Source organism: Saccharococcus thermophilus, from assembly GCF_011761475.1.
GTDB lineage: Bacteria > Bacillota > Bacilli > Bacillales > Anoxybacillaceae > Saccharococcus > Saccharococcus thermophilus.
The window spans coordinates 2,748,795-2,772,726 of record NZ_JAASRS010000001.1 but is presented as its reverse complement, the minus strand read 5'-3'; the positions used below and the strand labels follow the sequence as shown (position 1 = coordinate 2,772,726).

Sequence of the window (23,932 nt, the reverse complement as noted above, 5' to 3'; positions counted from 1 at the left end):
GCAGCTTTATTTTGCTTTTGCGTAGACAGCACTGGCGCCTGTCATATCTTTTAGTTTGGTAACTGGAGAGAGACAGAGAATTAAGGCGGAGGCGGCAAATCCATTAGAGAACAGCTATTTCAGCTTCAAATCAAGTAGCAATTTGACCTAACCGCTTCAGCGTACTGTAGACCGCTGACTCGAACTCGATGAAGCCCAAGTACGAAGCAACATCTTGGTATGGGAAAATTTGAGAAGCCCAAAATCCGCCAATGCCGTTCTCGCGGTCGATCCAGTAGAACAGGTTGGCCAGTCCTGCCCACATTAATTGGCCTGCTGGACGACCTGTAGGGATAGGATCCTCGTTTACCTGGAATGTATAAGCCCATGACTTTTGCACGCCAGGGTAGAACTCACCGTCATTAGCTAGTGATGGATCGGACGAGATCCAACCGCCGCTTTTCAATGCGCCAAGTCCGTTCTGAGACATTTGCGCGACCGTTTCCGGTTTGAGTACGCCCGCACCGTCATTCAGGATCATCCGGATAAACTTCATGTATTCACCAATGCTGGCATACAAACCATGTCCTCCCATGTCCATTTCAGGAGATTGTGGCAGGATGAGATCAGGTAGTGGCGTGATATTGCCATCCTGGGATCGGCTGTGGATGGTTGCACGACGTTCTGCCATCGACGGCGTCAGCGTGAATCCTATGTCGGTCATGCCTAAGGGGGCAAAAATATGCTCAGCCATCACTTCGCCCAGTCGCTTACCGCGTACGGCTTCGACAACTTTGCCAACCCAGTCGATGTTGACACCATAGTTCCAGCGTTCGCCTGGCTCGAATAGCAGCACACTCTTAATCGAGTCAAAGGTACTAGTGAGGATGGAAGGTATTCCCTTTGCCTCACGATATCTTCGATCCTCATGACTGAAGAACTCGTAACCGAAGCCAGCGGTGTGGAGCATCAGCATGTTGATCGTGATGTCGGTTCTGGGTTCTCTTAGTTTCGGTTGCCCGTTAGCGTCAAACCCTTCGAGAACCTTAATCTCGGCAATCTCAGGCACATACTTTTTGACCGGATCGTCGAGATTTACTTTTCCTTCCTCGACCAATTGCATCAATGCCGTGCCGGTGATGGCCTTAGTGGTCGAGAAAAGGGCAAACACTGTGTCGGTGGTCATCGGCGTTTCCTTTCCGAACTCGCGTACTCCAGCTGCGCCCTCATAGATGTTGCCCTCTCGGTCTGTTATCATTGCGACCACTCCGGGTACGCCTCCAGCCCTTCTTACAGCATTATCCAAAACTTGGTCAAGAGTATCCTTGAGAGCATTTTTAATTTCTTGCCTTATCATATCTTACCATCTCCCCCTCATGGGTTTTTATTATTTTTGATAATTTTATTTATTTTCTAAATATTTAATTTTTCAAAATCGAATGTATCATGCTTAGGCTGGGCTTGTCAAATTTTTAGGTTTTGAATTTTTGTGATAGCTATGCCTGCGACGATTATTCTGGCACAAGTGAGCTAGTAATAATGTGTTGTCTATATTAAGCAGGATTTTTTGGATGGATATAGAATATGTGCAAGAAAAGGAGGAGAAATTATGGATGACATTCGCTACCCAATTGGCAGATTTGAAGCTCCGACCACATTTCGAAAAGAAGATGTGAAACAATGGATTAATGATATTCGCCAAGTACCTAGCGCATTGCGGGAGGCCATCAGCGGACTGAACGAAGAACAGCTGAACACGCCGTATCGCGATGGCGGGTGGACGGTTGCTCAAGTTGTGCATCATATCGCCGATGCGAGCATGAATGCGTTTTTGCGCACAAAATGGACACTGACGGAGGATGTTCCTTCGATTAAACCGTTTGAGGAAAATGATTGGGCAAAGACGCTAGAAGCCCGTTCACTACATGTCGAGCCATCGTTGCAATTGCTCGAAGGCCTTCATGAGCGGTGGGCGTATCTACTAGAGTCACTGAGTGACGATGATTTTCAACGGAATTTTTATCATGAAGGTACGAAAGAGAATGTCCCTTTATATGTGTTAATCGCCATGCACGCATGGCATGGCAAACATCATACGGCGCAAATTGTCTCGTTGCGACAACGCAAAGGATGGAACTAAAAGCTGTCTGGGCAGGCAGCTTTTTTATCTTAATATAAGGAGAAAAACTTATACTGAAAATCGCTGAGCTGCCTCGCACATATAGTATATATTGAGGGAAAATGGCTTAATGAAATAGCAATGAAAAAATAAGGTGAACATATCTTATAGATTTCCGATAAGCTTTTCGCATAAAAAATTTTATCTATTTATGTTACACTAAACTGTATTGAGTGTTCGGTGTGAAATACACGATTGGAGGGAGTTTACAGTGGGTGAACCACAAAGTCAAACAATAGATGCGGCTAAGGAAAAAATTTGGACGAGAGATTTTGTCCTCATTTGCTTAGCCAACTTTTTTGTGTTTCTTGGCTTTCAAATGACATTGCCGACCATTCCGCTGTTTGTCGAGCATCTTGGCGGCAATGACCAGCTGATCGGTTTAGTGGTCGGGATTTTCACTTTTTCCGCCCTGATCATGCGCCCGTTTGCCGGCCATGCGTTGGAAACGCGGGGGCGGCGTTTTGTCTTTTTGCTAGGGCTCGCGATTTTCGTCATTTCCGTAGGTTCCTATAGCTTTATTACGAGCATTTTATTGTTGTTTATGATGCGGGTCATTCAAGGGATCGGCTGGGGGTTTTCTACGACGGCCGCGGGTACGATTGCGACCGATATTATTCCGGCCAGCCGCAGAGGTGAAGGAATGGGATATTACGGATTGTCAGGAAATTTAGCGCTGGCGTTTGGACCGTCGTTAGGATTATTGCTTGCCGGCGTGTTGTCTTTTAGCAAGCTGTTCTTGATTTGCGCTGCTTTAGGAATAGCTTCGTTATTGTTTGCGGCGAATATTACATATAAAAAAATCACGCAACCGCAAATTCAGGCCCATAATAAATGGGATATTTATGAAAAAAGCGCTCTAATACCATCGATTTTGTTGTTCTTTCTTACCGTTACATTTGGGGGAATCGCTTCCTTTTTGCCGTTATATACAGCGCAGAAAGGCATTTCCGGAATCTCGCTGTACTTCTTGCTCTATGCACTTGCCTTAATGGTGACAAGAACGTTCGCCGGGCAGCTCTATGACCGAAAAGGGCATAAAGCGGTGTTTATTCCGGGGGCAGCGCTTATTTTGCTGGCGATGCTGCTGCTTGCCTGGTTGCCAAACAAATGGATTTTGTTTGCCGCGGCCGTGTTTTACGGCTTTGGTTTCGGCACGGTGCAGCCGGCGCTGCAGGCGTGGTCGGTAGAACGGGCGCCGAAACACCGCAAAGGAATGGCCAATGCGACTTTCTTCTCCTTTTTTGATTTAGGAGTGGGAGTCGGTGCGATGGTATTCGGCCAAATCGGCCATTTGCTCGGATATCGCAGCATTTATCTCACCGCGGCGCTGTCGGTTTTTATGTCCCTCCTTTTTTATTTATTTGTTTTGAAAAAGGAGAAAACGGCTGTGTACGGACAGCGTTGATCAAGAAAAAACGCTTAGGTGATTTTCCCTAAGCGTTTTTTCTTATCTGCGCGAATGCACTTCATAAATCGCAAATTTTAAATAGTCGCCCTCATCGGCGGCGAGCAGCTTCGGATGGTCGTAGCCGGCGCCGTTCCAGTATACTTGCCGTAAAATTTTCTTCGCGTCAAACGCCGCTTCGGCGACCATCTCTTCGAACATATGAGGGCGGACGTGATACGAGCAGCTCGATGTAACGAAAAAGCCGCCGTCTTTGACAAGTTTTAAACCGTTTAAGTTAATGTCTTTGTAGCCGCGCAGCGCCTTCGGGACCGCGTGCGCCGATTTGGCGAACGCCGGCGGATCGATGATGACCACATCCCATTGTTTTCCGTCGCGAACCGCTTCACGCAAATAGTCAAAGGCGTTAGCGACAACAAATTCGACGTTCGTAAAGCCGTTTAAGGCCGCGTTGCGTTTCGCTGTTTCAATCGCGTGTTCGGAAATATCGACCGCGGTGACGTGTTTTGCTCCGTATAAGCAGGCGTTCAGCATAAACGAACCGATATGGGTAAAGCAGTCGAGCACCGTCGTGTTGCTGTCAATGAGCGGTTTAATTGCCGCGCGATTTTGTCTTTGGTCGAAGAAAAATCCTGTTTTTTGCCCATTTTCAATATCGACGATATATTTGACGCCGTTCTCTTCAATCAGCACTTCCGTTTCCGCTTCACCGTACCAAAAGCCTTTTTCCTGCTTGAGTCCCTCGAGTTCGCGGACGTACACGTCATTGCGCAAATAAATAGCCCGCGGCTGAAACACTTCCAGTAAGCCGCGCAAAATCCAGTCTTTGCGTTTTTCCATGCCGAGGGAAAGAATTTGCACAACAAGCACGTCTTCGTACTTGTCGACGATCAACCCCGGCAAAAAGTCTGCTTCTCCGTAAATAGCGCGGCATGAGCGGACGCCAGGAATCATTCGTTCGCGATATGCCCATGCTTGACGGATGCGCTCAATAAAAAATTGCTCATTTAACTCATCCTCGGGATTTTGTGTCAACACGCGCACAATCATTTGCGATTTCGGGTTAATATAGCCTTTGGCTAAAAAGTAGTGTTGATGATTGTATACATCGACGAAATCTCCCGGTTCAAAATCACCTTCAATATGATCGACTTCGCTTTGAAAAATCCATGGATGCCCTTGCTCAAGCCGTTTTTTCCGGTTTCGCTTTAAAAATACTTTTGCCACATTCTCCACTCCAATATGATGTAGTCATTTGCGTTTTTAATGATACCGAATTGTGGGCAAAGACGCAATGAAGACAACGTTTGCCGGCATTTGGCAAGATTATTTTTGGAGATATCGAATACGGCAATGATTGGGGGATAGGAAAAAAGGGTTGACAATGCTTTTCCTCGTGATATGATAAACTCAAACAAGAAAATTTCATAACGGACGCATCCACTAGGGGGGCCTTTAGAAAGGCTGAGATCAAAGTGTGCCTTTGAGACCCTTAGGACCTGATCTGGGTAATACCAGCGTAGGGAAGTGGAGCAGCGCAGTCGCGGATCGATATTTTGCTGTAGTTTTGCCGGCTCGTATGCAACGCCACTTTCTTTACGCTCTTGTAAAGGAAGTGGCGTTTATTTTTTTTGGAAAAGAGGGGGAGAAGAGGATGTCATTTACAAAAGAAGTGAGGAAAAAGGCGGACCCGATCTGGCAGGCAAGTTTTCATCACCCGTTTGTAAAGGAATTGGGAGAAGGGACGCTGGATTTAACCCGTTTCCGCTATTATGTGATGCAAGATGCTTATTATTTGCGCCATTTTGCGAGAGTGCAAGCGATTGGGGCAGCGAAGTCTACGGATCTAGCGACAACTGCAAGGCTGGCGCATCATGCGCAAAGCACATGCGAAGCGGAATTGTCGCTGCATGAGACATTTGCCGAACTGCTCGGCATTACCGAAGAAGAAAAAGCGGCCTTTATCCCGGCGCCGACCGCCTACGCCTACACGTCCCATATGTATCGAGCGGCGTATGAAGGGCATTTAGGCGATGTCATTGCCGCGATTTTGCCGTGCTACTGGCTTTATTATGAGATTGGCGAAAGATTAAAAGATTGCAAGCCAGCTGAGCCGATTTATCAAAAATGGATTGGTACGTATAGTTCGGATTGGTTTCGCAGTTTAGTAGAAGAGCAAATCGCCCGTTTGGATGCGATCGCCGAAGCGGTCACGGAAGCGGATCGCAAACGGATGGAGCAGCATTTTCTTATCAGCAGTGAGTATGAGTACGAATTTTGGGAAATGGCTTATCGTTTAGAAACATGGCCATCGGCAAGAAAGGAGATTCAAGCGTATGTCCACAACAACTAAAGGATTGAAACTCGCTGATATTTTAACAACGATTGTGATTGCGGTGGTATTCGGCATCATTTATAAAGTTTGGGGACCGCTGTATGACTTTGTGAAAGTGTTTGGTTTTCATCTTGATCAATTGATTTATGGCATGTGGTTTATCGCCGCGTCAGTGGCTTATTTGCTCATTCGCAAGCCAGGCGTTGCGCTTTTAGCGGAAATTGCCGCTTCTTCCGGTGAATTGATCATGGGATCGGAATGGGGGCTTGAAGTGCTTATTTACGGAGTAATTCAAGGACTGTTGGCGGAAGTGGTGTTTGCGGCATTTCGCTATAAAAGATTTGACGTATTGGTGGTGTCGCTTGGAGCGATTGGCGCGACCATCGGCTCGCTAGTGATGGATTTTTACAAAGGATACATTGGGGCGTTGGCACCTTGGAATATGGCGCTATTCTTGATTGCCCGCTTTGTCGGCGCGGTGGTGATTTCCGGATTTTTCGCCGTTTCGCTAGTAAAAGCGTTAGAAAAAACGGGGGTCACGCAAATGTTGCGCCCGGCTTCGAAAGATGATTATGATGCGCTCGATCGCTGAAAAAGGTGGCGGTGAAGCGATGAAACCGATCGTTGCTGTAGAGCGGCTCCGCTTAAAATTTCCAGGCAAAGATACGCTGTTATTTAAAGATTTGTCACTTACCATTTACGAGGGAGAAAAGGTATTACTGCTTGGTCCTTCCGGATGCGGCAAATCGACGTTATTGCAAGTGTTGTCTGGATTGATTCCGCATTCGATCGACGTGCCGATGAAAGCGGAGCGCCTGCAGCTTCCAGCAAACTGGGGATATGTGTTTCAGGATCCGGATGCGCAGTTTTGCATGCCGTTTGCGGATGAGGAAATTGCTTTTGCTCTTGAAAACATCGGCGTGCCGCGAAGCGAGATGCACCATCGAATCCAAACGCTGTTAGAAAAAGTCGGGCTGTTTATTGAGCCACATACCGATATTCACACGCTATCAGGTGGGATGAAACAACGGCTGGCGCTGGCGTCCGTATTGGCATTGGAGCCGGATGTGCTGTTTTTGGATGAGCCGACGGCGATGATCGATGAGGAAGGAACAAAAGAGATTTGGCAGACGGTGAAACGAATCGCTAAAGAGAAAACGGTCATTATTGTTGAGCACAAAATCGATCATGTGATCGATTTTGTGGACCGCATCGTTTTATTTAACGATGACGGAGAAATTATCGCCGATGACAAGGCACAAACAGTGTTTGCCAACTATAAAGACATCATCGCTTCTCAAGGAATTTGGTATCCGGGCGTATGGGAGGAATATATGGTAAAGCGGCAGCGCCGGAAAACGGAAAGCAGCGGGGAGAAAAGGATATATCTCCGCCAATTTCAAGGTTATCGCTCCAATGAGGTGAAAATCCGTGTGGAAGAAGCGACCGTGCATGCAGGGGAATGGATTGCTGTCACGGGCAAAAATGGCGCCGGAAAAAGCACGCTCTTGCATGCACTCATGAAATTGATTCGCACCGATGGAACGTATGAGCTGTATGGCAAAGACAGCAAGCAGCTTAAACAGCTGCACCGTTTGCTTGCCTTTGTCTTTCAAAATCCGGAATTTCAGTTTGTCACTAATTCCGTACGCGAAGAGCTTGCTTATTCGCTTCGTTTGGAAAAACGGAAAGAGGAAGAGATTGCCGAAACGGTGGAAGGGCTGCTGCGGCAATTTCATCTTTATGAGCAGCAAGACCAGCATCCATACCAGCTTTCCATGGGACAAAAACGCCGTTTAAGCGTCGCTGCTTCGATTGTAAGCGGACAGCAAATTTTTCTTCTTGATGAACCGACGTTTGGACAGGATGCGAAAAATACGTTTGCGCTTCTCGAATTGCTAGAGTCGTATCGCAGACAAGGGACAACCATCATTATGGTCACCCATGACGAAAACATTGTGAAGCATTTTGCCACAAGAAGATGGGTGATTGAAGACGGACGACTGGTAAAAGAGGAATGGATTCCGTCGCATTCATCGACAACGGCCGCGCTGCTCGTGTAGGGGGAACAGCTGATGAAGTGGAATATTGTTTATCGGGAAACATGGCTGCATCATACGAACCCAACTTTAAAATTGATCGTGCTCGTGTTTCTTTTTATTGCCGTATTGTTCGTTCATAATCCAAACGTGCTAATTAATTTTTCGCTTGCGCTTTTATTGCTGTTTATGCTGTATACCGGCTACCCATGGAAGTTTTTGCTGCTATTGTTTTTGCCGTTTTTTCTGATCTTTGTTTCGACCGCTTCTTCCATGATGATGTTTGGCGAAGGAACGAAAACATGGTTTCGTTGGGGACTGATCCATGTGACGGAAGAAAGCTTTTTGCGTGGCGTGCATCTAGGCTTCCGCGCGCTTTCCTTCGCTCTCCTTGGCCTTTTATTTTCCTTAACGACGAGGCCGGTCCGTTTGTTTTATTCGCTGATGCAGCAGCTAAAATTAAAGCCGAAATACGCCTATAGCTTTTTGGCGGCCGTGCGCTTGCTTCCGATTATGCTCGAGGAGTTTCAGACCGTGCATAATGCGTTAAAAGTGCGGGGAACGGCGAGCCACGGATGGATGGAAAAAATAAAGCGCTATGCCATTCCGCTCCTGTCGCAAAGCATCCGCCGCGCTCAGCGCATCGCGGTCGCGATGGAAGCGAAGCGTTTTTCTAGCAGTACAAAGCGGACGTTTTACTATGAAATCGGTTTTAGCAAGTATGATATCGCGCTTGTCGCTCTATTCGCCTTGGTAGCGGCAGCGGCTTATTACACCGGCGTGCATTACCCATATATTCCAGTTACCGATGTACGCTAGAAAGCAAGGGATGACAATGACCAAACAACTTCATCTCATTTCGACGGGAAAACAGCCTGTCGAACAGTTTGCATCCATTTGCGCCCACGTTCATCCGTATGTCGATGCGATTCATGTGCGGGAAAAAAGGAAAACGGCGCGCGAGGTTTCTGCGTTTGTTGCCGCTCTCATCGGCAATGGAGTGCCGCCGCAGAAAATCATCATCAATGACCGCGTCGATGTGGCGGTCGTGTATGGGGTAAAAGGGGTGCAGCTTGCGTACCACAGCTTATCCGTCAGCCAAGTAAAGCGCCATTTTCCTCGACTGGCTGTCGGCTGCTCGGTCCATTCGCTTGACGAGGCCAAGGAAGCAGCGAAAAGCGGCGCGGATTTTTGCATCTATGGCCATATTTTTCTGACCACGAGCAAATCAGGGATGGCGCCGCGCGGGGTCGACTCGCTGCAAGCTATCGTTGCCAGTGTAAACATTCCCGTCATTGCGATCGGCGGCATTCATGCGGGGAATGCGGCGCAAGTGCTGCAGGCGGGTGCCGATGGGATCGCGGTGATGTCGGCGGTGTTTTTGGCGCGAGATCCTGTTGCGGAAGCAAAGAAGCTCGCTCATATAGTCAAACAAACATGGCCAATGAATGGGGGAGAGGAATGTTGATAGAACGTCATGATTACGATGTATTAGTGGTTGGCGGCGGAATTATCGGCGCATCGATTGCGTTTCAACTGGCAAAACGCCGATTTCGTGTCGGCGTGCTCGAAAAAGAGAGGATAGCAAGCCAGGCGTCCAGCGCAGCGGCGGGAATGCTTGGAGCACAGTCGGAATTTTCCGAAGAGAGCCCGCTAATTCCGCTCGCGCTAAAAAGCCGGGCGCTCGTTCCGGCGCTTGCCGAAGAATTAAAAGAACTGACTGGCATCGATATTGGGCTTGTCGAAAAAGGGATGCTGAAAGTGGCGGTGACCGAAGAAGAAGCCGCCGCGCTTCGCCGCCATTACGAATTTTGGCGGCAGAAGGATGATCGGCTGCGCTGGCTCTCGGCAGATGAGATGAGGGAAATCGAGCCGCATGTTTCCCACGGTCTTGCGGCAGCGATGTATATTCCCAAAGACGGACAAGTAAGCGCTCCCGATTTTGCGCTTGCGTTGGCGAACGCTTCGATGACCTATGGGGCAAAGTGGCATGAGTACACCGAGGTGATGCGTTTAGGAAAGCTAGGCGATTCGTATGTAATCGAGACGAATCGCGGAACGTTTGCCGCGGATGTTGTCATCATCGCATCAGGGGCATGGTCTTCGCTGCTTCTTGAACAAACGGGTCTTTCTCTTGCGATGTATCCAGTCAAAGGGGAATGCCTGTTTGTGAAAACGGAAACGTCGATCCTTCAAACGACTGTATTTGCCAAGAACGGTTGCTATATTGTGCCGAAGCGCGGAAACCGGCTGCTCATTGGGGCGACTTCGACGCCGCACACGTTTGACCGGAAAGTATCGGTCCAAGGAATGATGAGTCTGCTCGATCGCGCATGCCGTCTTCTTCCGGAGCTGGAAAAGGAGGAATGGGAAAGGGCATGGAGCGGCATCCGGCCGCAAACGGGCGATGGTCTGCCGTACATAGGAGAACATCCTCATTATCCGCGCGTTTGGGTGGCGACCGGCCACTACCGTAACGGCATTTTGTTAAGCCCGATTACGGGCGTATTGTTAGCGGATTTAGTGGAAGGAAAAGAAACAGATGTCGATCTTGCTCCGTTTTCGCTCACGCGACATCTGGCAAAGGTGGGGAAGGAATGAAGCTCATTATTAACGGTGAATCGATTCATGTTCCCGAGCAAGTGAAAACGGTCAGCGATTTGCTTGCTCATTTTCAATTGCACAACAAGCTGGCTGTTGTGGAAGTGAATTTAACGATTATCGAAAAAAGCCAGTATGACACAACCACTTTATGTGACGGCGATAAAATCGAAATTGTTCATTTTGTAGGAGGCGGTTGAGATGCTAAAAATCGGGCCATATGAATTTCAATCGAGATTATTGCTCGGAACGGGAAAATATCCAAGTTTGGAAGTGCAGAAGCAAGCAGTTGAAGCATCGGGAGCGGAAATTTTGACGTTTGCTGTCCGACGCATGAACATTTTTGAGCCGAACCAACCTAATTTTTTGGAAAATTTAAATTTAACCAAATATAAACTGCTGCCAAACACCGCGGGAGCGAAAACAGCGGAAGAAGCCGTGCGAATCGCGCGGCTCGCCAAAGCGTCGGGATTATGTGATATGATTAAAGTAGAAGTGATCGGCTGCGAGAAAACGCTGTTGCCAGATCCGGTGGAGACGCTAAAAGCAACGGAAATGTTGCTTGAGGAAGGATTTGTTGTTCTTCCTTATACTTCCGATGATGTCGTGCTGGCCAAACGGCTGCAAGAGCTTGGCTGCCATGCGGTGATGCCTGGCGCTGCGCCGATCGGTTCCGGTCAGGGCATTGTTAATCCGCTCAACTTAAGTTTCATTATCGAGCAGGCGACGGTGCCGGTGATTGTGGACGCTGGAATCGGCAGCCCGGCCGATGCGGCATTGGCGATGGAGTTAGGAGCGGACGGAGTGCTATTAAATACGGCTGTTTCCGGTGCAGCCGATCCGGTCAAAATGGCTAAAGCGATGAAATTAGCGGTGGAAGCGGGACGGCTCGGCTATGAGGCGGGCAGAATTCCGAAAAAACGGTACGCTACCGCAAGCAGCCCAACGGAAGGAATGAGTGTCGTTTGAACGAACGCTATTCTCGTCAAGAGTTGTTTGCGCCAATTGGCGAAGAAGGACAAAAGAAAATTAGACAAAAACATGTGCTCATTATTGGCGCCGGTGCGTTAGGAACAGGCAGTGCCGAGGCGCTGGTGCGCGCCGGCGTCGGCAAAGTAACGATTGTCGACCGCGATTATGTCGAATGGAGCAATCTTCAGCGCCAACAGTTATACAGCGAAGCCGATGCAAAAGAGCGCTTGCCGAAAGCGGTTGCCGCTAAGCAACGGCTTCAGGAAGTAAACTCCGATGTCGAAATCGACGCGATTGTCGGCGATGTGACGGCGCAAGAGCTTGAGGAGCTGATTACTGCAAGAACGCCTGATCTTTTAATGGACGCGACCGACAACTTTGATACGCGCATGATGATCAATGACGCCGCCTACAAATATCGTATCCCTTGGATTTACGGCGCCTGTGTCGGCAGCTATGGCATTAGCTACGCATTTATTCCCGGCAAAACGCCATGCTTTCACTGCCTGCTTGATACGGTGCCGATGGGCGGCCTGACGTGCGATACGGCGGGAATTATCAGCCCCGCGGTGCAAATGGTCGTCAGTTATCAAGTGACGGAAGCGCTGAAAATTTTAGTTGAAGACTGGGCGGCATTGCGCCACAAGCTCGTATCGTTTGATTTATGGAAAAATCAGTATACGGCGATACGCATTGATTCGGTAAAAAAAGAAGATTGTCCTACTTGCGGCGAAAAGCCGTCCTATCCGTTTCTTTCCTATGAGCAGCAAACAAAAACGGCGGTGCTATGCGGGCGCAATTCGGTACAAATCCGCCCCGCTGCCAAACGAAATTATGATTTGCAAGAGCTGGCCTCCTTGTTTGCGAAACAAGGATTGGCCGTGCATGTCAATCCATATCTTGTTTCCGTATCGCTTGGAAATGAGCGGCTTGTCGTCTTTTCCGACGGGCGAGCCTTGATTCATGGAACAAAAGATATTCAAGAGGCAAAATCGATTTATTACCGCTATTTAGGCTAGGGGCTTCAAAAAAGGAAGCCCTTTTTGCCTTGCTCTTGGCGATTGGCTAAAAGGAAGAGCATTCATCAATGTAATAAAATTGTCAAAAAGTTGTATAAAGTGTCTGCCACATAAAAAAAAGTGTTGTGTTACGATGATAATGGGGGATGAATGACGAGGAGGGAACAAAATGGAAGAGCTATCCGTCACCTTGAATATTGCTTCTTTGTTGGTGCTAGTATATTTTATCGGTTCATGCTTGATTGAGTCGTAAAAACTGCAGAGGTCACTCTGCAGTTTTTATTCTTTGCATGTTTATGCATGTTTAGAAGATAGGCATTTCATGAAAAATTTGATATGATAATCATATAAATGGATAATAATAACATAATGACGTTTTATTTAGGAGTGTGAAGATTCTTTGGGAGAGTTGCCTCTAGGGTTGTTAGGGTGGTTTTTCCTTTGCATGGTATTAAACGCTTTCTTTTCTTCGGCAGAAACCGCATTGTCGTCTGCCAATAAAATTCGCCTAAAAAACTATGTCGAAGAAAATCACCGTGGCAGTAAGCGGGTTCATTACATTATGGAAAATTTAGACCACGTCTTATTGGCTGTGCTTGTAGCCAATCGAATCACCGGCATTGTGGCGGTCGCTTTTTTAGTAGACATGGCGACAATGATGCTTGGGGAGCGCGCAGGTCTGGCCGCTGCAATTATCGTGATGACTGTACTTCTCGTGGTCTTCGGTGAAATTTTGCCAAAATCGATTGCGAAAGTGCATGCAGAATCGTTATCGATTCGTTATGCAGGCATTATTTACGTATTGATGAAGTTGCTTTCTCCTGTCACGACGTTGTTTCATATGGTAAAGGAACATGTCGCAAAATGGTTTGCTAGCGGGGCGGTTGTTCCCGCGGTGACGGAGGAAGAAATTAAAGTAATGATTGAGTTAAGCGAGGAAGAAGGAATTATTGACAATAAAGAAAAGGAGCTTATTCGCCGTTCGCTCGATTTTGATGAAATTTTAGTGGAAGAAATTTTTACGCCACGGTCTGATATGGTTGCTGTCGAAGTAAACCAGCCGATCGAGGAAATCCGCGATGTGTTTTTAGAGGAAAAATACTCCCGCATCCCGGTATATGAGGGAGATATTGATAATGTTATCGGCATTTTGTCGGAAAGCGACTTTTTTAGTGAACTGGTACAGCAAAAAGAGGTCAACATCCGTAAGTTGTTGCGCAAGCCGCTGTTTGTCGTGGAATCGATGAAAATTTCCGATTTGTTGCCAGAATTTCAAAAAAGCAAGGTGCATATGGCCATTGTTGTCGATGAGTTCGGCGGTACCGCCGGGTTAATTACGCTTGAAGATATTATTGAACAAATTGTTGGCGAAATATGGGACGAACATGATGAAGCGGTAAAAAGCATCCGGCAGATCGATGAGAACAGCTATGAGTTTAACGCCGAATTGCCGCTTGATGAATTTTGCGAAATGATGAAAATTGATACACCGGACAGCGCGTCGCACACGTTAGGCGGCTGGATATTTGAAATGTTTGAACGCGTGCCGAATGTCGGTGAAACGCTGCATTACGGACCGCTTACGTTTACGGTGCGGCAAGTGGAAAACCGTCGAATTCGCAAAGTGCTTGTTTCGTTAAACAAACCGTTGGCGGAAAATATATAAGGAGCGTAAAGCTCTTTTTTTTTTGACTAGAATAATAATGATGGAAGAAACGTTATCTTTTCTTTTCCATTGACAACTTGCCTATAGCTTTTTTATTATAACTTATGTTGCTAAAAACCAATCGGAATGATGGAGGTTTGGAATATATGAAAAAAACTTTATTGCGAAGTTTGTTCTTTTTGATGGCGGCTTCCATTTTGTTATTGGCCGCATGCGGCAATCAACAATCACAGGAGAAGCCGAATAAGCAAGAAACCGATTTATTGGCGCAGGCGAAAAAATCCGGAGAGTTGCGAATCGGGACAGAAGGCACCTACCCGCCGTTTACTTTTCACGATAAAAGCGGAAAGTTAACCGGATTCGATGTGGATTTGGCAAGAGAAGTAGCGAAACGTCTGGGAGTTAAACCGGTATTTATGGAAACACAGTGGGATGCAATGTTTGCAGGACTGGATGCGAAACGGTTCGATATGATTGCCAATGAAGTCGGAATCCGTCCGGACCGGCAACAGAAATATGATTTTTCTGATCCGTATATTACTTCTATGGCGGTGTTAGTCGTTCATAAAGATAACAAGAAAGTATCTAAATTTGAAGACATAAAAGGGCTAAAAGCGGCACAGTCGATGACAAGCAATTTTGCCGATTTAGCACGGTCTTACGGCGCGCAAATTGTCGGAGTAGAAGGATTCAATCAAGCGATCGAATTGTTAAGCTCGAAAAGGGCGGACGTTACTATTAATGATAACTTATCGGTTCTTGATTATTTAAGACAAAAACCGGACGCGCCAATTAAAATTGTGGCGAAGCACAATGATGCCTCAAAAAGCGGATTTATGTTCCGCAAAGGCAGCGACACATTAGTGAAAGCTGTCAATAAAGCGCTGGAAGATATGAAAAAAGACGGCACGTACGCAAAAATTTCTAAGAAATGGTTTGGTGAAGATGTATCTAAGTAATGTGATGATGGATCCGGAAAGAGTAAACAGATTAGTATCCATTGCACAAAGTTCCCTTCTCCCGTTAGTGAAGGGAGCTTTGTATTATACGATTCCGCTGACGGTTATTACGTTTTTTATTGGGCTGGTATTGGCAATTGCCACAGCTTTGGCGCGTATCTCTGGAATGAAAGTATTGGAAATGATCGCAAGAATGTATGTATCCGCCATCCGCGGAACACCGCTTCTTGTTCAGTTGTTTATTATCTTTTACGGACTGCCGAACATCGGCATTACCATTCCTTCGTTCCCTGCCGCTGTTATTGGCTTTTCCTTAAATGTCGGTGCGTATGCTTCAGAGATTATCCGTGCGGCGATTTTATCCATTCCAAAAGGTCAATGGGAAGCGGCATATTCGCTAGGAATGACGCCGTGGCAGGCACTGCGCCGGGTAGTATTTCCACAGGCGGCGCGAGTTTCGATTCCGCCGCTATCCAATACATTCATTAGCTTAGTCAAAGATACATCGCTTGCGTCGCTCATTCTCGTTTCGGAAATGTTTCGCAAAGCACAGGAAATTGCCTCGATGAACTATGAATTCTTGTTATTATACACGGAAGCGGCAATCATTTATTGGATTATTTGCTTTGTCCTATCGATTGTGCAAAACCGAATCGAAGATCGCTTAAATCGTTATATTGCAAGATAACGTTAAGGAGATATGATGATGATTTCTGTTCAAGGCTTATATAAGCAATTTGGTGACATAGAAGTATTAAAAGGAATCGATATCACGGTGGAAAAAGGAAAAGTAGTGGTCATTATCGGTCCATCGGGGTCAGGGAAGACGACGTTTTTGCGTTGTTTAAACGTGCTGGAAACGCCGACGAAAGGGAAAATTTCGATAGCAAATAGGCAGCTTGATTTTTCGAAGCCTGTGACGAAGCGCGAGATTCATGAATTTCGCCGATTAACAGGAATGGTGTTCCAAAGCTATAATTTGTTTCCCCATATGACTGCGCTTGAAAATGTCATGGAAGGACCTGTTACGGTGAAACGGGAAAAGAAAGAACATGCGCGCGAAAAAGCGATGGAGTTATTAGCGAAAGTGGGACTTCGCGATAAAGCGCACCATTATCCATTTCAACTGTCTGGCGGGCAGCAACAGCGCGTCGGGATTGCGCGGGCGCTTGCCATGGAGCCGGAAGTCATGCTTTTTGATGAACCGACATCAGCATTGGATCCGGAACTTGTCGGTGAAGTGCTGAAAGTCATGAAAAGTTTAGCAAATGAAGGGATGACAATGATTGTCGTCACTCATGAAATGAGATTTGCAAAAGAAGTAGCCGACGAAGTAATTTTTATGGATGGAGGAGTCATCGTAGAAAGAGGGACTCCAGATCAATTGCTCGTTGCTCCTCAAAATGAACGGACAAAACGATTTTTACAATTAATTAGGTAGCAGGACGAAAAAGCCCCAGGCAAGGTGCCTGGGGCTTTAGCCATGTATATGAAGTTGTTATTAGCGAGCGCCGAATTGGCCGCCAAGTTGTTGTTGAGCCATTGCGACAAGACGCTTTGTAATTTCGCCACCAACAGAACCGTTAGCGCGAGAAGTGGTGTCAGGACCAAGGTTTACACCAAATTCTTGAGCGATTTCATACTTCATTTGGTCGATTGCTTGTTGCGCACCAGCAACTAACAATTGGTTAGAATTGTTGTTACGTGCCATGTGTAATCATCTCCTTGTTTCATTTTTGATGGCTGGGTTTGCTGGATTTGCACCAGCACCGCATGCTATCAAGCATGCTGCCAAGCTTGGCTGAACCCAACGGGTTATTTGGTTGATGGTACTAATAGTTTGAGACGTTTTATTTTCATTATTCATTTATTGCTTATGGTAATTTTTAACGTTTTACCGTTGCCGAATTAGGGAATATGTAAAATAAGGGATTGTCTTTAGGAGGAAACAGCATGAACATTTGCCCGCTATGCAACGGATTGCGTAAGGTGACGGTATATTGCCCCCATTGTCAACAGCCGATGGAGGATCAAGGAAAGGTAACCGATTATTTTGAGAACTATAGTCCTTATATGGATATCGATATGATGAAATTAGTGGATGGCTATCCGTACACATTAGCCAACCACGAATGTGTGCATCTGTTTTACTGTCCATGCTGCAGGCAGGAAGAAGTGCGGTTTATTAAAGAATAGGCTCTAGCGCTATCGCTAGAGCCTGTGCAGTATTTATAAGGGAGATAATATCGTTATTTTTCATCAGCAGGACGGATTCGTTTTTCCGTTTCAATATCGAAAAAGTGTGCTTTGTTCATATCTAAGGCAAGGTCTAATTGGTGACCTGGCTTGATTTCCGTGCGGGCGTCGATGCGCGCGACAAACTCTTGCCCATTAATATTGGAATAAATCATCGATTCCGCTCCAAGCAGTTCGGCTACCTCAACGTGAGCGGTAATTTTCGTATTTGGCGACGCTTCAATGAAGAGTGGCTCATCATGGATATCTTCCGGGCGAATGCCTAAGATGACTTCCTTGCCGACGTAGCCTTGATCGCGCAGCACTTTCATTTTCCCTTCCGGAACGCCGATGCTAATATTGCCGACAACAAACTTGCCGTCCTGCAGCGTTCCTTTAATAAAGTTCATTGCTGGGGAACCGATAAAGCCGCCGACAAAAATATTTTCCGGCTTTTCATATACTTCTCTTGGCGTGCCGACTTGTTGAATAACCCCGTCTTTCATCACGACTAGCCGTGTAGCCATCGTCATCGCTTCCGTTTGGTCGTGGGTGACGTAAATCGTTGTCGTTTCCAAACGTTGGTGCAATTTCGCAATTTCGGAACGCATTTGTACGCGCAGTTTGGCATCCAAGTTGGAAAGCGGCTCGTCCATTAAAAATACTTTGGCGTCACGAACGATGGCGCGGCCTAGTGCGACGCGTTGCCGCTGACCGCCGGACAGCGCTTTTGGCTTACGGTCCAAATATTGTTCCAGACCAAGAATGCGAGCTGCTTCGCGGACGCGTCGTTCGATTTCCGCTTTCGGGAACTTGCGCAATTTTAAGCCGAATGCCATGTTATCATAAACGCTCATATGCGGATAAAGCGCATAGTTTTGGAACACCATCGCAATATCGCGGTCTTTTGGCGGAACATCATTCATCCGCTTTCCGTCGATATACAAGTCGCCTTTTGAAATTTCTTCAAGGCCGGCAATCATCCGCAATGTCGTTGATTTTCCACAGCCGGACGGACCGACAAAAACGATGAATTCTTTGTCTTGAATATGTAGGTTGAAATCTTTTACCGCTGTGACATTGTTATCGTAAATTTTATAAATGTGCTCTAAACGAAGCTCTGCCATTGTCATGCACCCCCCTGTCTGAAATCGTTTTCAACTACTTTAAGCATACAGAGAAATGGAAAGATTCGTAAATGGACAACTTGCACAAAAAAGAGCCGGCGTTTTTGGCAAGATGACGAACAGTTAAAAAGAATGGGATTTGATGTGAGTGTGCCTGTCATTCATTAGCATCAGCAACGTTTATGATCTGTATATTGCTGCAACAATATTGCCAAATAAACGGCTACCGCCCCTTTAAAATGTTTAATATCGATCCCCGTTTTTTCAATAAATTTATCAATGCGGTATTGCAGGCTGTTGCGGTGCATATATAATTTTTTCGCGGCCAGGGAAACGTTGAGATTGCATTGCAGAAATGTTTGCATGATCCGCAGCCATTCATCGTCCAATGTTTCGAGAAAAGGAAACGATTTTTTGATTGTTTCCAGTTCGGGATGGCCATGAATCAGCAAAAGCGGAATCACATCTTCCATTTGATAGACCGTCTGTTCCGGCATATATGCCTGGGCTAACTCGAAGCAACGCTTTTCATAGCGAAATGACTCGTAAAGCTGATCGTCGTACGGATGGATTTGTCCGATAAATAAATGAATGGTAGCGTAAAAATCGGTTGCCAGTGTATCGATAATATCAGCAAATGGCAAAGACTCTGCCGCTTGCTTTTGCTTTTTTTCAATAATGACGCCGCGGTGTTCATGCTCCCAAACGATCGTAATCGGGTCAGGGAACAATCCGCTGACGACATCGTGGAAGTCGTCTTTATTTGCGACTGAGCGTTTGGTTAGAAAGTGAATAAAACGGCAATACGGAGGCAGGGAGGAGAGATGCTGCAGCATCGTCGCGTCTCCGTGCACGATCCAGCGCTGCCATGCCTGCTCTTCTTCGCTCATCGTATGATTTGCGTCAAGAATAGGGGCGAGAAAGATCGATAATAACTGTTTTTCCTGTTTGGATAAGCGTTGTTTATCGATGCCGATTTTATCTCCCTCTTTTGTATAAAACCATTCATATCTAGCGGCGTCGGCGACCTGTTCGTTAATGACGATCGCGTCTTTGTAATAAGATTTTAGCCGTTTGAGCATCGGTACGTTTCCTTTCTTTTTCATGTTAATTTCATTATAATACAAAAAACCGATTTTCCCCGCGACAGGGAAAATCGGTTTTTTGCATGATTATTATGTTGTTTCATGAGGCGGCTCTTCTTTGACTAAGTCGCGCGCCTCTTCGATATTGACGGCGTCTCCGCGTCCGTGGACATAGCCGCCCGCCATGCCTTCATTAATCATTCGATCGATATCCAAATAGTATTCGTCGCGGCCTTCATATTTAGAATCTTGGCGCTCTTTTTCATTTCGTTCCATCATGATGTTCCCTCCTTGTTTTTTAGTTTGTGTGAAAAAAGCATAGAATATCCACATTCGTCATATATATGGCAAAAGATAGGACAAGTAAGGAGGGAAAGGCGATGATACGCATGGTGAAACAACTGTTGCAGGTTACCGCCACGTCCGCCCAAATGGCGGAACGGCTCATGGAAACAGTGGAGGAAATGTGGCGGCAGCAATTTATACGATATTTAGAAGATGCCAAGCGGCAATATCAACTTTGGCAATACATTCATTATTTGCTTGTCGGGACATATGAAGAAAGCGAAAGGGAAGAGGCGGTCCATGCTTTTTCTTCTGAACTGCTGCACAGGCTCTGTCTGCACGAATGGAAAAAAGCAATGTTATGCCGGAAAGCAAGAGAAGAGCTGTCAGGAGCCGCGCAAAAGGCGACCGATCACGTTTTGCAGCAAGCGATGCAATACAGCCGCTTATTTTTTACGATGGCGCAAAGCCAGCTAGTTCAGCAAATAGAGAGATAAGTTGTTTCGCGCCGCTTTGCCGAATATCCGGTTCGTCAAAAATCATCGGTTTGGCGTTGAGCTCATATACGTACAATGTGCCGTTTTTGCTGACGCCGATATCGGCGGAAAACTCGCCGACAAAACCGAAACGGCCGCTTATTTCTTTTCCGCAGGCGGCAAGGAGACTGTGCAGCGCTTTTTCGTCGACGCGCTGCTTTACTTCGGAATATGGCAAAATCGTTCCACCGTTGAAGACGTGGGTCGTCAGCTGCTGCGTTTGTGCCAACCGGACGCCGATGCCGCTGATGATATAGCTGCCGTGTTTATAATGAACGAGAACGCGCAAATCATAGCGTCGCCCGTTCCATGTGTCGGCATCGATCGCTTGCTGGGCAATGTAGCGTGTCTCCTCCAAAAGCGGCGCCAGTTCGTCAAGGGAGACGATCGTTTTTTGGCCGTTGATGTGCTCGTAAAGAATGGTTTTCGATAACAGAGAATTGGTGAGGCGGAAAATCCCTTTTCCTTTTGCCCCGTCGTTTGGCTTCACATAGACGCTTCCGTACGTTTGCAGCATGTTTCGGATGTCATCGATATGCAACGCTGGCACCGTATGCGGCAAATGGGATCGCAACCGTTCATTTTTCGCGAGCGTCTCATATACTTCCCATTTTGTAAAAAAAGTACGGTTAAAAAAGGGGATGCGGAGCCTTTCGAAAAGAGAAACGGTCTGTTGGAATACAGCTGATTTTTCTTCCCGCCTGCTTTTGATGCGGTTATAAAACACATTGGGAAGCGGGGCGGTAACGGGTACCCATCGATCGAACGCTGGAACGAATACATATCCGTGAACGGTATGTTCACCAATCGCGCTGATCGGACACACGACGCCGATTCCCCCGGCTTCTTGCAGGCAATGGGAGATCAGTTCGATATAGCGCTTTTTTCTGTTGAGCAGGGCCGGAATGGATGATTCACTAACCATGATGCCGACGAGTGGCCCGATTTTTCCGTTTTTCTCTTTTATCGAAAAGGAGAACGATGGCGTATCGTTAGAAAACGACAGTAATCCATTGCAACCAAACGTGTAGGTGCGGCCGCGGTCTTGATGAAACCATATGTCTCTGTCTTGACTGTAGTGAACGACGGTCATTGCAATAACGCCTCTGGCTCGGCAATGATTTTTTTGCTTAAATAGACAGCATAAGCAAGGGAAAGCATCGCGGTCCGCTCATCATCTTGCTTTAGCTTTGGATGTTTAAAAATCGATCTTCCCGGTTTGGAATTGGCTTCAAACATCCAGATACGATGCTTTTGGTCAAGACCGATGTCAAAGCCAATTTCGCCGATCGTGATGCCCATCTGCTCTTCAAGGCCGCGGCTTAGCGTGAGAGCAACGTCATGCAGCCGCTTGAGAATACGCTGGCGGACGGAGGCATCAGGAAAAATTTCTTCCATTGTTTTCACAATGCCGCCGTTGTTCATATGGGTGGTTACGCTTCGCTTTCCGGCGATTTTTGCCGCGATCGCACTTACTTGCCAAGCGCCTTGCTCATTTTTATTCGTATGAATGCGGAAATCGACTTTTCTGCCGTTGACTTCAATGAGTTGAATCCCTTGCTGGATAATATAATGATCCCATTTTTGATGTGAAAATAGGTGTTGCCATAGCGAAGATAATGTCGGAAAGGTGCGTATCCGGTTGTATCCATGTTCGTCGCGAAACCGGCATTCGTATTGGCCATTTTTCTTTACAAGATGGTAAATGCCAAAACCAAGGCTGCCGTTGGCTGGTTTTAAATATGCTTCGCCATAACGGTCTAAAAAGTATTGAACAGTTTCCGCGGTAGGATGAAGCGAAGTATCGGGAAGATAGGGCCGGGAGTGCGGATGCTCTTTTAACAGGCAGTATACTTCCCATTTATTGAAAAAGTTTTCATTAAACCAAGGAATGCCATATTGATTTTTTAGCGTTTCTTTAATCATTTGGAATGTTTCGCTGTTTTCAATGCGGCGGTTTGGCAGGCGGTTATAAATGACGGTCGGCAGCGGTACTTCCCGCTGCATCCAGCCGCTTTCCGTATAAAAATAGCCGGTTACCGTTCCGGTTTCCCAATGGATATGATGGGCGCCAAACAGAAAAGCAAACCCGCCGACTTTCTTCTCTTGGGAGAGCAATTTCGCAAAGAAGAAGCTCCGTTTTCCAACAGGACGAAGCGGCGATTTCGTAAACCCGGCGGTAAAAATGCCAACGAGCGGACCGAGATGAACGGTATCGTCATCGAGAATGAGGTGGACGTCCGCGGCAAACGGAATGTACAAGCGCTTTACTACGTCACTTGTCACGATAATGTGTTTGTCTAAAAGAGGAGAGGAAACAAATCGGCAAGGGGTAGAGACGCTTCCAAACGCCGCCATCGTCTGCCCGGAGAGGGAAACGGCGGATGGAAGATAGATTGTATTTTCTTCTTTTTCCTGAATCATTAATGAATAGGTCATAAGATATTCACCTCGTTGGCAAGAAACAAACAATATTGCAGCGGCGCTTCATATACGTCGTCCTTTTTGTCAGGATGAAGCACGTCCACAATCTTTCTTCCTGGCTTGGAATTGACATCGATGATCCATACAGCGCCTTCTTCCGTAATGCCAATATCAATCCCTAATTCGAAAAGAGGGCCGAATTGTTCATCCATGTAGGATGGAAGGGCACGAATAATGGTTTCGATGCCATCGATAATCAAAACACGTGGTGAAGCAGGAAAGGAACGAATCCATTCGGAAAAATCACAAACGTCGGCACCGGCGCGGACATTGGCAATAAATGTCCCCGGCCGCCCGACCCGCACGGCGCGGCACCGCTCTATCCATTTGCCGGTTCCATCTTTTTGGAACAGGAAACGGACGTCAAATGGTTCGTTTGCTTTTGTCTGCAACGGCAAAAACGGCTGGATCAAATAGGAATGGTGCTGCAATAATGCAGTGGTCCATTGTTCCAGTTTGCTTTTTTGTTCGACCAAAGCGGTGGTTTGCCCGGATGCATCGCAAATATGAAGCTTCCCGTCCATTTTTTGGATGACATAAATGCCACGACCGCCCGCTCCGTGTTCCGGTTTGCAAATGATCGCTTGCTCGCGGCGAATCATGTGCAAAATGTCGGCAGCCGACTGCAAACGGGCAGTTTTCGGCACGTACGGGGACAGCAGCGGATGCTCGATCATTTTCTCATATACGTCCCATTTGCCTGGGAATCCGTATCCTAAAAAGACAAGATCCGGCCGTTGTTTCAGCCATTGCATGATTGGCTTGCATTTTTTCGAACGGATATCGGAACGGTAAAAGCAGCGGTCGTATAAAAACGATGGAATATCAAATGTGCTTTCTGTCCATGCTTGCCTTTTTTCATCAAAAGAGCGGCCATGGACTTTTTCCGTTAGCGGGTCGATATCAAGTGGAGTAAAGCGGTAGACGGCAATGCCGTAACGGCTGGCTCGCTTTGCGATTTCCGTACAGTATTCCATTTCTTGTTGTTCCTCAATCGTGATAAATCCAAGAGAGATCAAGGCG

General features: G+C 46.7%; 26 protein-coding genes, 1 pseudogene and 1 riboswitch. Of the genes and pseudogenes, 18 read left to right on the top strand and 9 right to left on the bottom strand.

Going from position 1 to position 23,932, the window contains the following annotated elements; genetic code table 11:
• Positions 1–130 precede the first annotated feature (130 nt).
• Entirely contained in the window at positions 131–1,336 is a 1,206-nt protein-coding gene (gene acmB, locus BDD39_RS14355; RefSeq protein ID WP_166911720.1) for a methyl acetate hydrolase AcmB, read from the bottom strand.
• Between the two features lie 252 nt (positions 1,337–1,588).
• On the opposite strand from acmB, the gene BDD39_RS14350 reads away from it, so the two are divergent.
• Together BDD39_RS14350 and BDD39_RS14345 are read left to right on the top strand one after the other, a co-directional pair.
• On the top strand, positions 1,589–2,119 hold the full coding sequence (locus BDD39_RS14350; protein WP_166911718.1) for a YfiT family bacillithiol transferase: 531 nt from the start codon (positions 1,589–1,591) through the stop codon (positions 2,117–2,119).
• 250 nt (positions 2,120–2,369) lie between these two features.
• Positions 2,370–3,566 (top strand): MFS transporter, encoded by a 1,197-nt coding sequence (locus BDD39_RS14345; protein ID WP_166911716.1) that lies wholly within the window; start codon positions 2,370–2,372, stop codon positions 3,564–3,566.
• Positions 3,567–3,608: 42 nt separating this feature from the next.
• On the opposite strand, the gene BDD39_RS14340 is transcribed toward BDD39_RS14345, so the two are convergent.
• Positions 3,609–4,793: a methyltransferase domain-containing protein gene (locus tag BDD39_RS14340; RefSeq protein ID WP_166911714.1), complete on the bottom strand. Its 1,185-nt coding sequence runs from the start codon at positions 4,791–4,793 to the stop codon at positions 3,609–3,611.
• Between the two features lie 208 nt (positions 4,794–5,001).
• Positions 5,002–5,109: riboswitch (TPP riboswitch) on the top strand.
• 111 nt (positions 5,110–5,220) lie between these two features.
• On the opposite strand from BDD39_RS14340, the gene tenA reads away from it, so the two are divergent.
• The 14 genes and pseudogenes from tenA (at position 5,221) to BDD39_RS14275 (ending at position 16,598) form a co-directional block, all read left to right on the top strand.
• A complete protein-coding gene (gene tenA, locus BDD39_RS14335) occupies positions 5,221–5,919 on the top strand; it encodes a thiaminase II (protein WP_166911712.1) in 699 nt (232 codons plus the stop codon).
• Positions 5,903–6,493 (top strand): ECF transporter S component, encoded by a 591-nt coding sequence (locus BDD39_RS14330; protein WP_166911710.1) that lies wholly within the window; start codon positions 5,903–5,905, stop codon positions 6,491–6,493. Before tenA ends, BDD39_RS14330 begins: the two co-directional genes overlap by 17 nt.
• 94 nt (positions 6,494–6,587) lie before the next feature.
• Positions 6,588–6,935: pseudogene (locus tag BDD39_RS16800) on the top strand (ABC transporter ATP-binding protein); the annotation flags it as partial.
• Positions 6,921–7,964, top strand: coding sequence for an ATP-binding cassette domain-containing protein (locus BDD39_RS14325; RefSeq protein ID WP_425057548.1), 1,044 nt, complete (start codon positions 6,921–6,923; stop codon positions 7,962–7,964). The pseudogene BDD39_RS16800 and the gene BDD39_RS14325, both read left to right, overlap by 15 nt.
• A gap of 12 nt (positions 7,965–7,976) precedes the next feature.
• Positions 7,977–8,759 (top strand): energy-coupling factor transporter transmembrane component T family protein, encoded by a 783-nt coding sequence (locus BDD39_RS14320; RefSeq protein ID WP_166911706.1) that lies wholly within the window; start codon positions 7,977–7,979, stop codon positions 8,757–8,759.
• Between the two features lie 16 nt (positions 8,760–8,775).
• On the top strand, positions 8,776–9,408 hold the full coding sequence (tenI, locus tag BDD39_RS14315) for a thiazole tautomerase TenI (protein WP_166911704.1): 633 nt from the start codon (positions 8,776–8,778) through the stop codon (positions 9,406–9,408).
• Positions 9,402–10,541, top strand: coding sequence for a glycine oxidase ThiO (gene thiO / locus BDD39_RS14310; RefSeq protein ID WP_208404413.1), 1,140 nt, complete (start codon positions 9,402–9,404; stop codon positions 10,539–10,541). The genes tenI and thiO overlap by 7 nt, the downstream gene beginning before the upstream one ends.
• The gene (gene thiS, locus BDD39_RS14305) at positions 10,538–10,741 is read left to right on the top strand and encodes a sulfur carrier protein ThiS (protein ID WP_166911702.1); all 204 of its coding nucleotides are present in this window, start codon (positions 10,538–10,540) and stop codon (positions 10,739–10,741) included. Before thiO ends, thiS begins: the two co-directional genes overlap by 4 nt.
• Before the next feature lies 1 nt (position 10,742).
• Positions 10,743–11,510, top strand: a complete 768-nt coding sequence (locus tag BDD39_RS14300) for a thiazole synthase (protein WP_166911700.1) — start codon at positions 10,743–10,745, stop codon at positions 11,508–11,510.
• Complete coding sequence (locus BDD39_RS14295) at positions 11,507–12,532, top strand: thiazole biosynthesis adenylyltransferase ThiF (protein WP_166911698.1); 1,026 nt, start codon at positions 11,507–11,509, stop codon at positions 12,530–12,532. The genes BDD39_RS14300 and BDD39_RS14295 overlap by 4 nt, the downstream gene beginning before the upstream one ends.
• A gap of 400 nt (positions 12,533–12,932) precedes the next feature.
• Positions 12,933–14,198, top strand: a complete 1,266-nt coding sequence (locus BDD39_RS14290) for a hemolysin family protein (RefSeq protein WP_166911696.1) — start codon at positions 12,933–12,935, stop codon at positions 14,196–14,198.
• A gap of 146 nt (positions 14,199–14,344) precedes the next feature.
• On the top strand, positions 14,345–15,157 hold the full coding sequence (locus BDD39_RS14285; protein WP_166911694.1) for an amino acid ABC transporter substrate-binding protein: 813 nt from the start codon (positions 14,345–14,347) through the stop codon (positions 15,155–15,157).
• Entirely contained in the window at positions 15,144–15,845 is a 702-nt protein-coding gene (locus BDD39_RS14280) for an amino acid ABC transporter permease (RefSeq protein WP_166911692.1), read from the top strand. Before BDD39_RS14285 ends, BDD39_RS14280 begins: the two co-directional genes overlap by 14 nt.
• Positions 15,846–15,863: 18 nt before the next feature.
• Complete coding sequence (locus BDD39_RS14275) at positions 15,864–16,598, top strand: amino acid ABC transporter ATP-binding protein (protein ID WP_166911690.1); 735 nt, start codon at positions 15,864–15,866, stop codon at positions 16,596–16,598.
• Between the two features lie 60 nt (positions 16,599–16,658).
• Here the strand turns inward: BDD39_RS14275 and BDD39_RS14270 are convergent, their stop codons facing one another.
• A complete protein-coding gene (locus BDD39_RS14270) occupies positions 16,659–16,868 on the bottom strand; it encodes an alpha/beta-type small acid-soluble spore protein (RefSeq protein WP_043903683.1) in 210 nt (69 codons plus the stop codon).
• A 242-nt stretch (positions 16,869–17,110) separates the two neighbouring features.
• Here BDD39_RS14270 and BDD39_RS14265 point away from each other — a divergent pair, with 242 nt between their 5' ends.
• Positions 17,111–17,353, top strand: a complete 243-nt coding sequence (locus BDD39_RS14265; RefSeq protein WP_166911688.1) for a hypothetical protein — start codon at positions 17,111–17,113, stop codon at positions 17,351–17,353.
• 53 nt (positions 17,354–17,406) lie between these two features.
• Here BDD39_RS14265 and BDD39_RS14260 read toward each other — a convergent pair whose 3' ends face one another.
• The 3 genes from BDD39_RS14260 to BDD39_RS14250 all read right to left on the bottom strand — a co-directional run bounded on the left by BDD39_RS14260 (position 17,407) and on the right by BDD39_RS14250 (position 19,880).
• Complete coding sequence (locus BDD39_RS14260) at positions 17,407–18,519, bottom strand: ABC transporter ATP-binding protein (RefSeq protein WP_166911686.1); 1,113 nt, start codon at positions 18,517–18,519, stop codon at positions 17,407–17,409.
• A gap of 170 nt (positions 18,520–18,689) precedes the next feature.
• Positions 18,690–19,601, bottom strand: coding sequence for a PucR family transcriptional regulator (locus BDD39_RS14255; RefSeq protein ID WP_166911684.1), 912 nt, complete (start codon positions 19,599–19,601; stop codon positions 18,690–18,692).
• Positions 19,602–19,694: 93 nt separating this feature from the next.
• The gene (locus BDD39_RS14250) at positions 19,695–19,880 is read right to left on the bottom strand and encodes a hypothetical protein (RefSeq protein WP_166912432.1); all 186 of its coding nucleotides are present in this window, start codon (positions 19,878–19,880) and stop codon (positions 19,695–19,697) included.
• Between the two features lie 104 nt (positions 19,881–19,984).
• Between BDD39_RS14250 and BDD39_RS14245 the strand changes: the two genes are divergently transcribed.
• Positions 19,985–20,386: a hypothetical protein gene (locus tag BDD39_RS14245; RefSeq protein ID WP_208404412.1), complete on the top strand. Its 402-nt coding sequence runs from the start codon at positions 19,985–19,987 to the stop codon at positions 20,384–20,386.
• Here BDD39_RS14245 and BDD39_RS14240 read toward each other — a convergent pair.
• Genes BDD39_RS14240 through BDD39_RS14230 form a run of 3 tightly spaced genes read right to left on the bottom strand, consistent with a single transcriptional unit; the run spans position 20,343 to position 23,928 of the window.
• Positions 20,343–21,518 carry a YheC/YheD family endospore coat-associated protein gene (locus tag BDD39_RS14240; RefSeq protein WP_166911681.1) on the bottom strand — a complete coding sequence of 392 codons (1,176 nt, stop codon included), beginning with the start codon at positions 21,516–21,518 and terminating at the stop codon, positions 20,343–20,345. The genes BDD39_RS14245 and BDD39_RS14240 overlap by 44 nt on opposite strands.
• Positions 21,515–22,864, bottom strand: a complete 1,350-nt coding sequence (locus BDD39_RS14235; protein ID WP_166911679.1) for a YheC/YheD family endospore coat-associated protein — start codon at positions 22,862–22,864, stop codon at positions 21,515–21,517. Before BDD39_RS14235 ends, BDD39_RS14240 begins: the two co-directional genes overlap by 4 nt.
• Complete coding sequence (locus BDD39_RS14230) at positions 22,861–23,928, bottom strand: YheC/YheD family endospore coat-associated protein (protein ID WP_166911677.1); 1,068 nt, start codon at positions 23,926–23,928, stop codon at positions 22,861–22,863. The genes BDD39_RS14235 and BDD39_RS14230 overlap by 4 nt, the downstream gene beginning before the upstream one ends.
• Positions 23,929–23,932 lie beyond the last annotated feature (4 nt).

What these genes read in the sequence shown, in the direction of transcription:
- acmB (WP_166911720.1), bottom strand. Translation starts at nt 1,336, where the DNA reads ATGATAAGGCAAGAAATTAAAAATGCTCTCAAGGATACTCTTGACCAA.
- BDD39_RS14350 (WP_166911718.1), top strand. Translation starts at nt 1,589, where the DNA reads ATGGATGACATTCGCTACCCAATTGGCAGATTTGAAGCTCCGACCACA.
- tenA (WP_166911712.1), top strand. Translation starts at nt 5,221, where the DNA reads ATGTCATTTACAAAAGAAGTGAGGAAAAAGGCGGACCCGATCTGGCAG.
- BDD39_RS14330 (WP_166911710.1), top strand. Translation starts at nt 5,903, where the DNA reads ATGTCCACAACAACTAAAGGATTGAAACTCGCTGATATTTTAACAACG.
- BDD39_RS14325 (WP_425057548.1), top strand. Translation starts at nt 6,921, where the DNA reads ATGAAACAACGGCTGGCGCTGGCGTCCGTATTGGCATTGGAGCCGGAT.
- BDD39_RS14320 (WP_166911706.1), top strand. Translation starts at nt 7,977, where the DNA reads ATGAAGTGGAATATTGTTTATCGGGAAACATGGCTGCATCATACGAAC.
- tenI (WP_166911704.1), top strand. Translation starts at nt 8,776, where the DNA reads ATGACCAAACAACTTCATCTCATTTCGACGGGAAAACAGCCTGTCGAA.
- thiO (WP_208404413.1), top strand. Translation starts at nt 9,402, where the DNA reads ATGTTGATAGAACGTCATGATTACGATGTATTAGTGGTTGGCGGCGGA.
- thiS (WP_166911702.1), top strand. Translation starts at nt 10,538, where the DNA reads ATGAAGCTCATTATTAACGGTGAATCGATTCATGTTCCCGAGCAAGTG.
- BDD39_RS14300 (WP_166911700.1), top strand. Translation starts at nt 10,743, where the DNA reads ATGCTAAAAATCGGGCCATATGAATTTCAATCGAGATTATTGCTCGGA.
- BDD39_RS14285 (WP_166911694.1), top strand. Translation starts at nt 14,345, where the DNA reads ATGAAAAAAACTTTATTGCGAAGTTTGTTCTTTTTGATGGCGGCTTCC.
- BDD39_RS14280 (WP_166911692.1), top strand. Translation starts at nt 15,144, where the DNA reads ATGTATCTAAGTAATGTGATGATGGATCCGGAAAGAGTAAACAGATTA.
- BDD39_RS14275 (WP_166911690.1), top strand. Translation starts at nt 15,864, where the DNA reads ATGATTTCTGTTCAAGGCTTATATAAGCAATTTGGTGACATAGAAGTA.
- BDD39_RS14270 (WP_043903683.1), bottom strand. Translation starts at nt 16,868, where the DNA reads ATGGCACGTAACAACAATTCTAACCAATTGTTAGTTGCTGGTGCGCAA.
- BDD39_RS14265 (WP_166911688.1), top strand. Translation starts at nt 17,111, where the DNA reads ATGAACATTTGCCCGCTATGCAACGGATTGCGTAAGGTGACGGTATAT.
- BDD39_RS14260 (WP_166911686.1), bottom strand. Translation starts at nt 18,519, where the DNA reads ATGGCAGAGCTTCGTTTAGAGCACATTTATAAAATTTACGATAACAAT.
- BDD39_RS14255 (WP_166911684.1), bottom strand. Translation starts at nt 19,601, where the DNA reads ATGCTCAAACGGCTAAAATCTTATTACAAAGACGCGATCGTCATTAAC.
- BDD39_RS14250 (WP_166912432.1), bottom strand. Translation starts at nt 19,880, where the DNA reads ATGGAACGAAATGAAAAAGAGCGCCAAGATTCTAAATATGAAGGCCGC.
- BDD39_RS14245 (WP_208404412.1), top strand. Translation starts at nt 19,985, where the DNA reads ATGATACGCATGGTGAAACAACTGTTGCAGGTTACCGCCACGTCCGCC.
- BDD39_RS14240 (WP_166911681.1), bottom strand. Translation starts at nt 21,518, where the DNA reads ATGACCGTCGTTCACTACAGTCAAGACAGAGACATATGGTTTCATCAA.
- BDD39_RS14235 (WP_166911679.1), bottom strand. Translation starts at nt 22,864, where the DNA reads ATGACCTATTCATTAATGATTCAGGAAAAAGAAGAAAATACAATCTAT.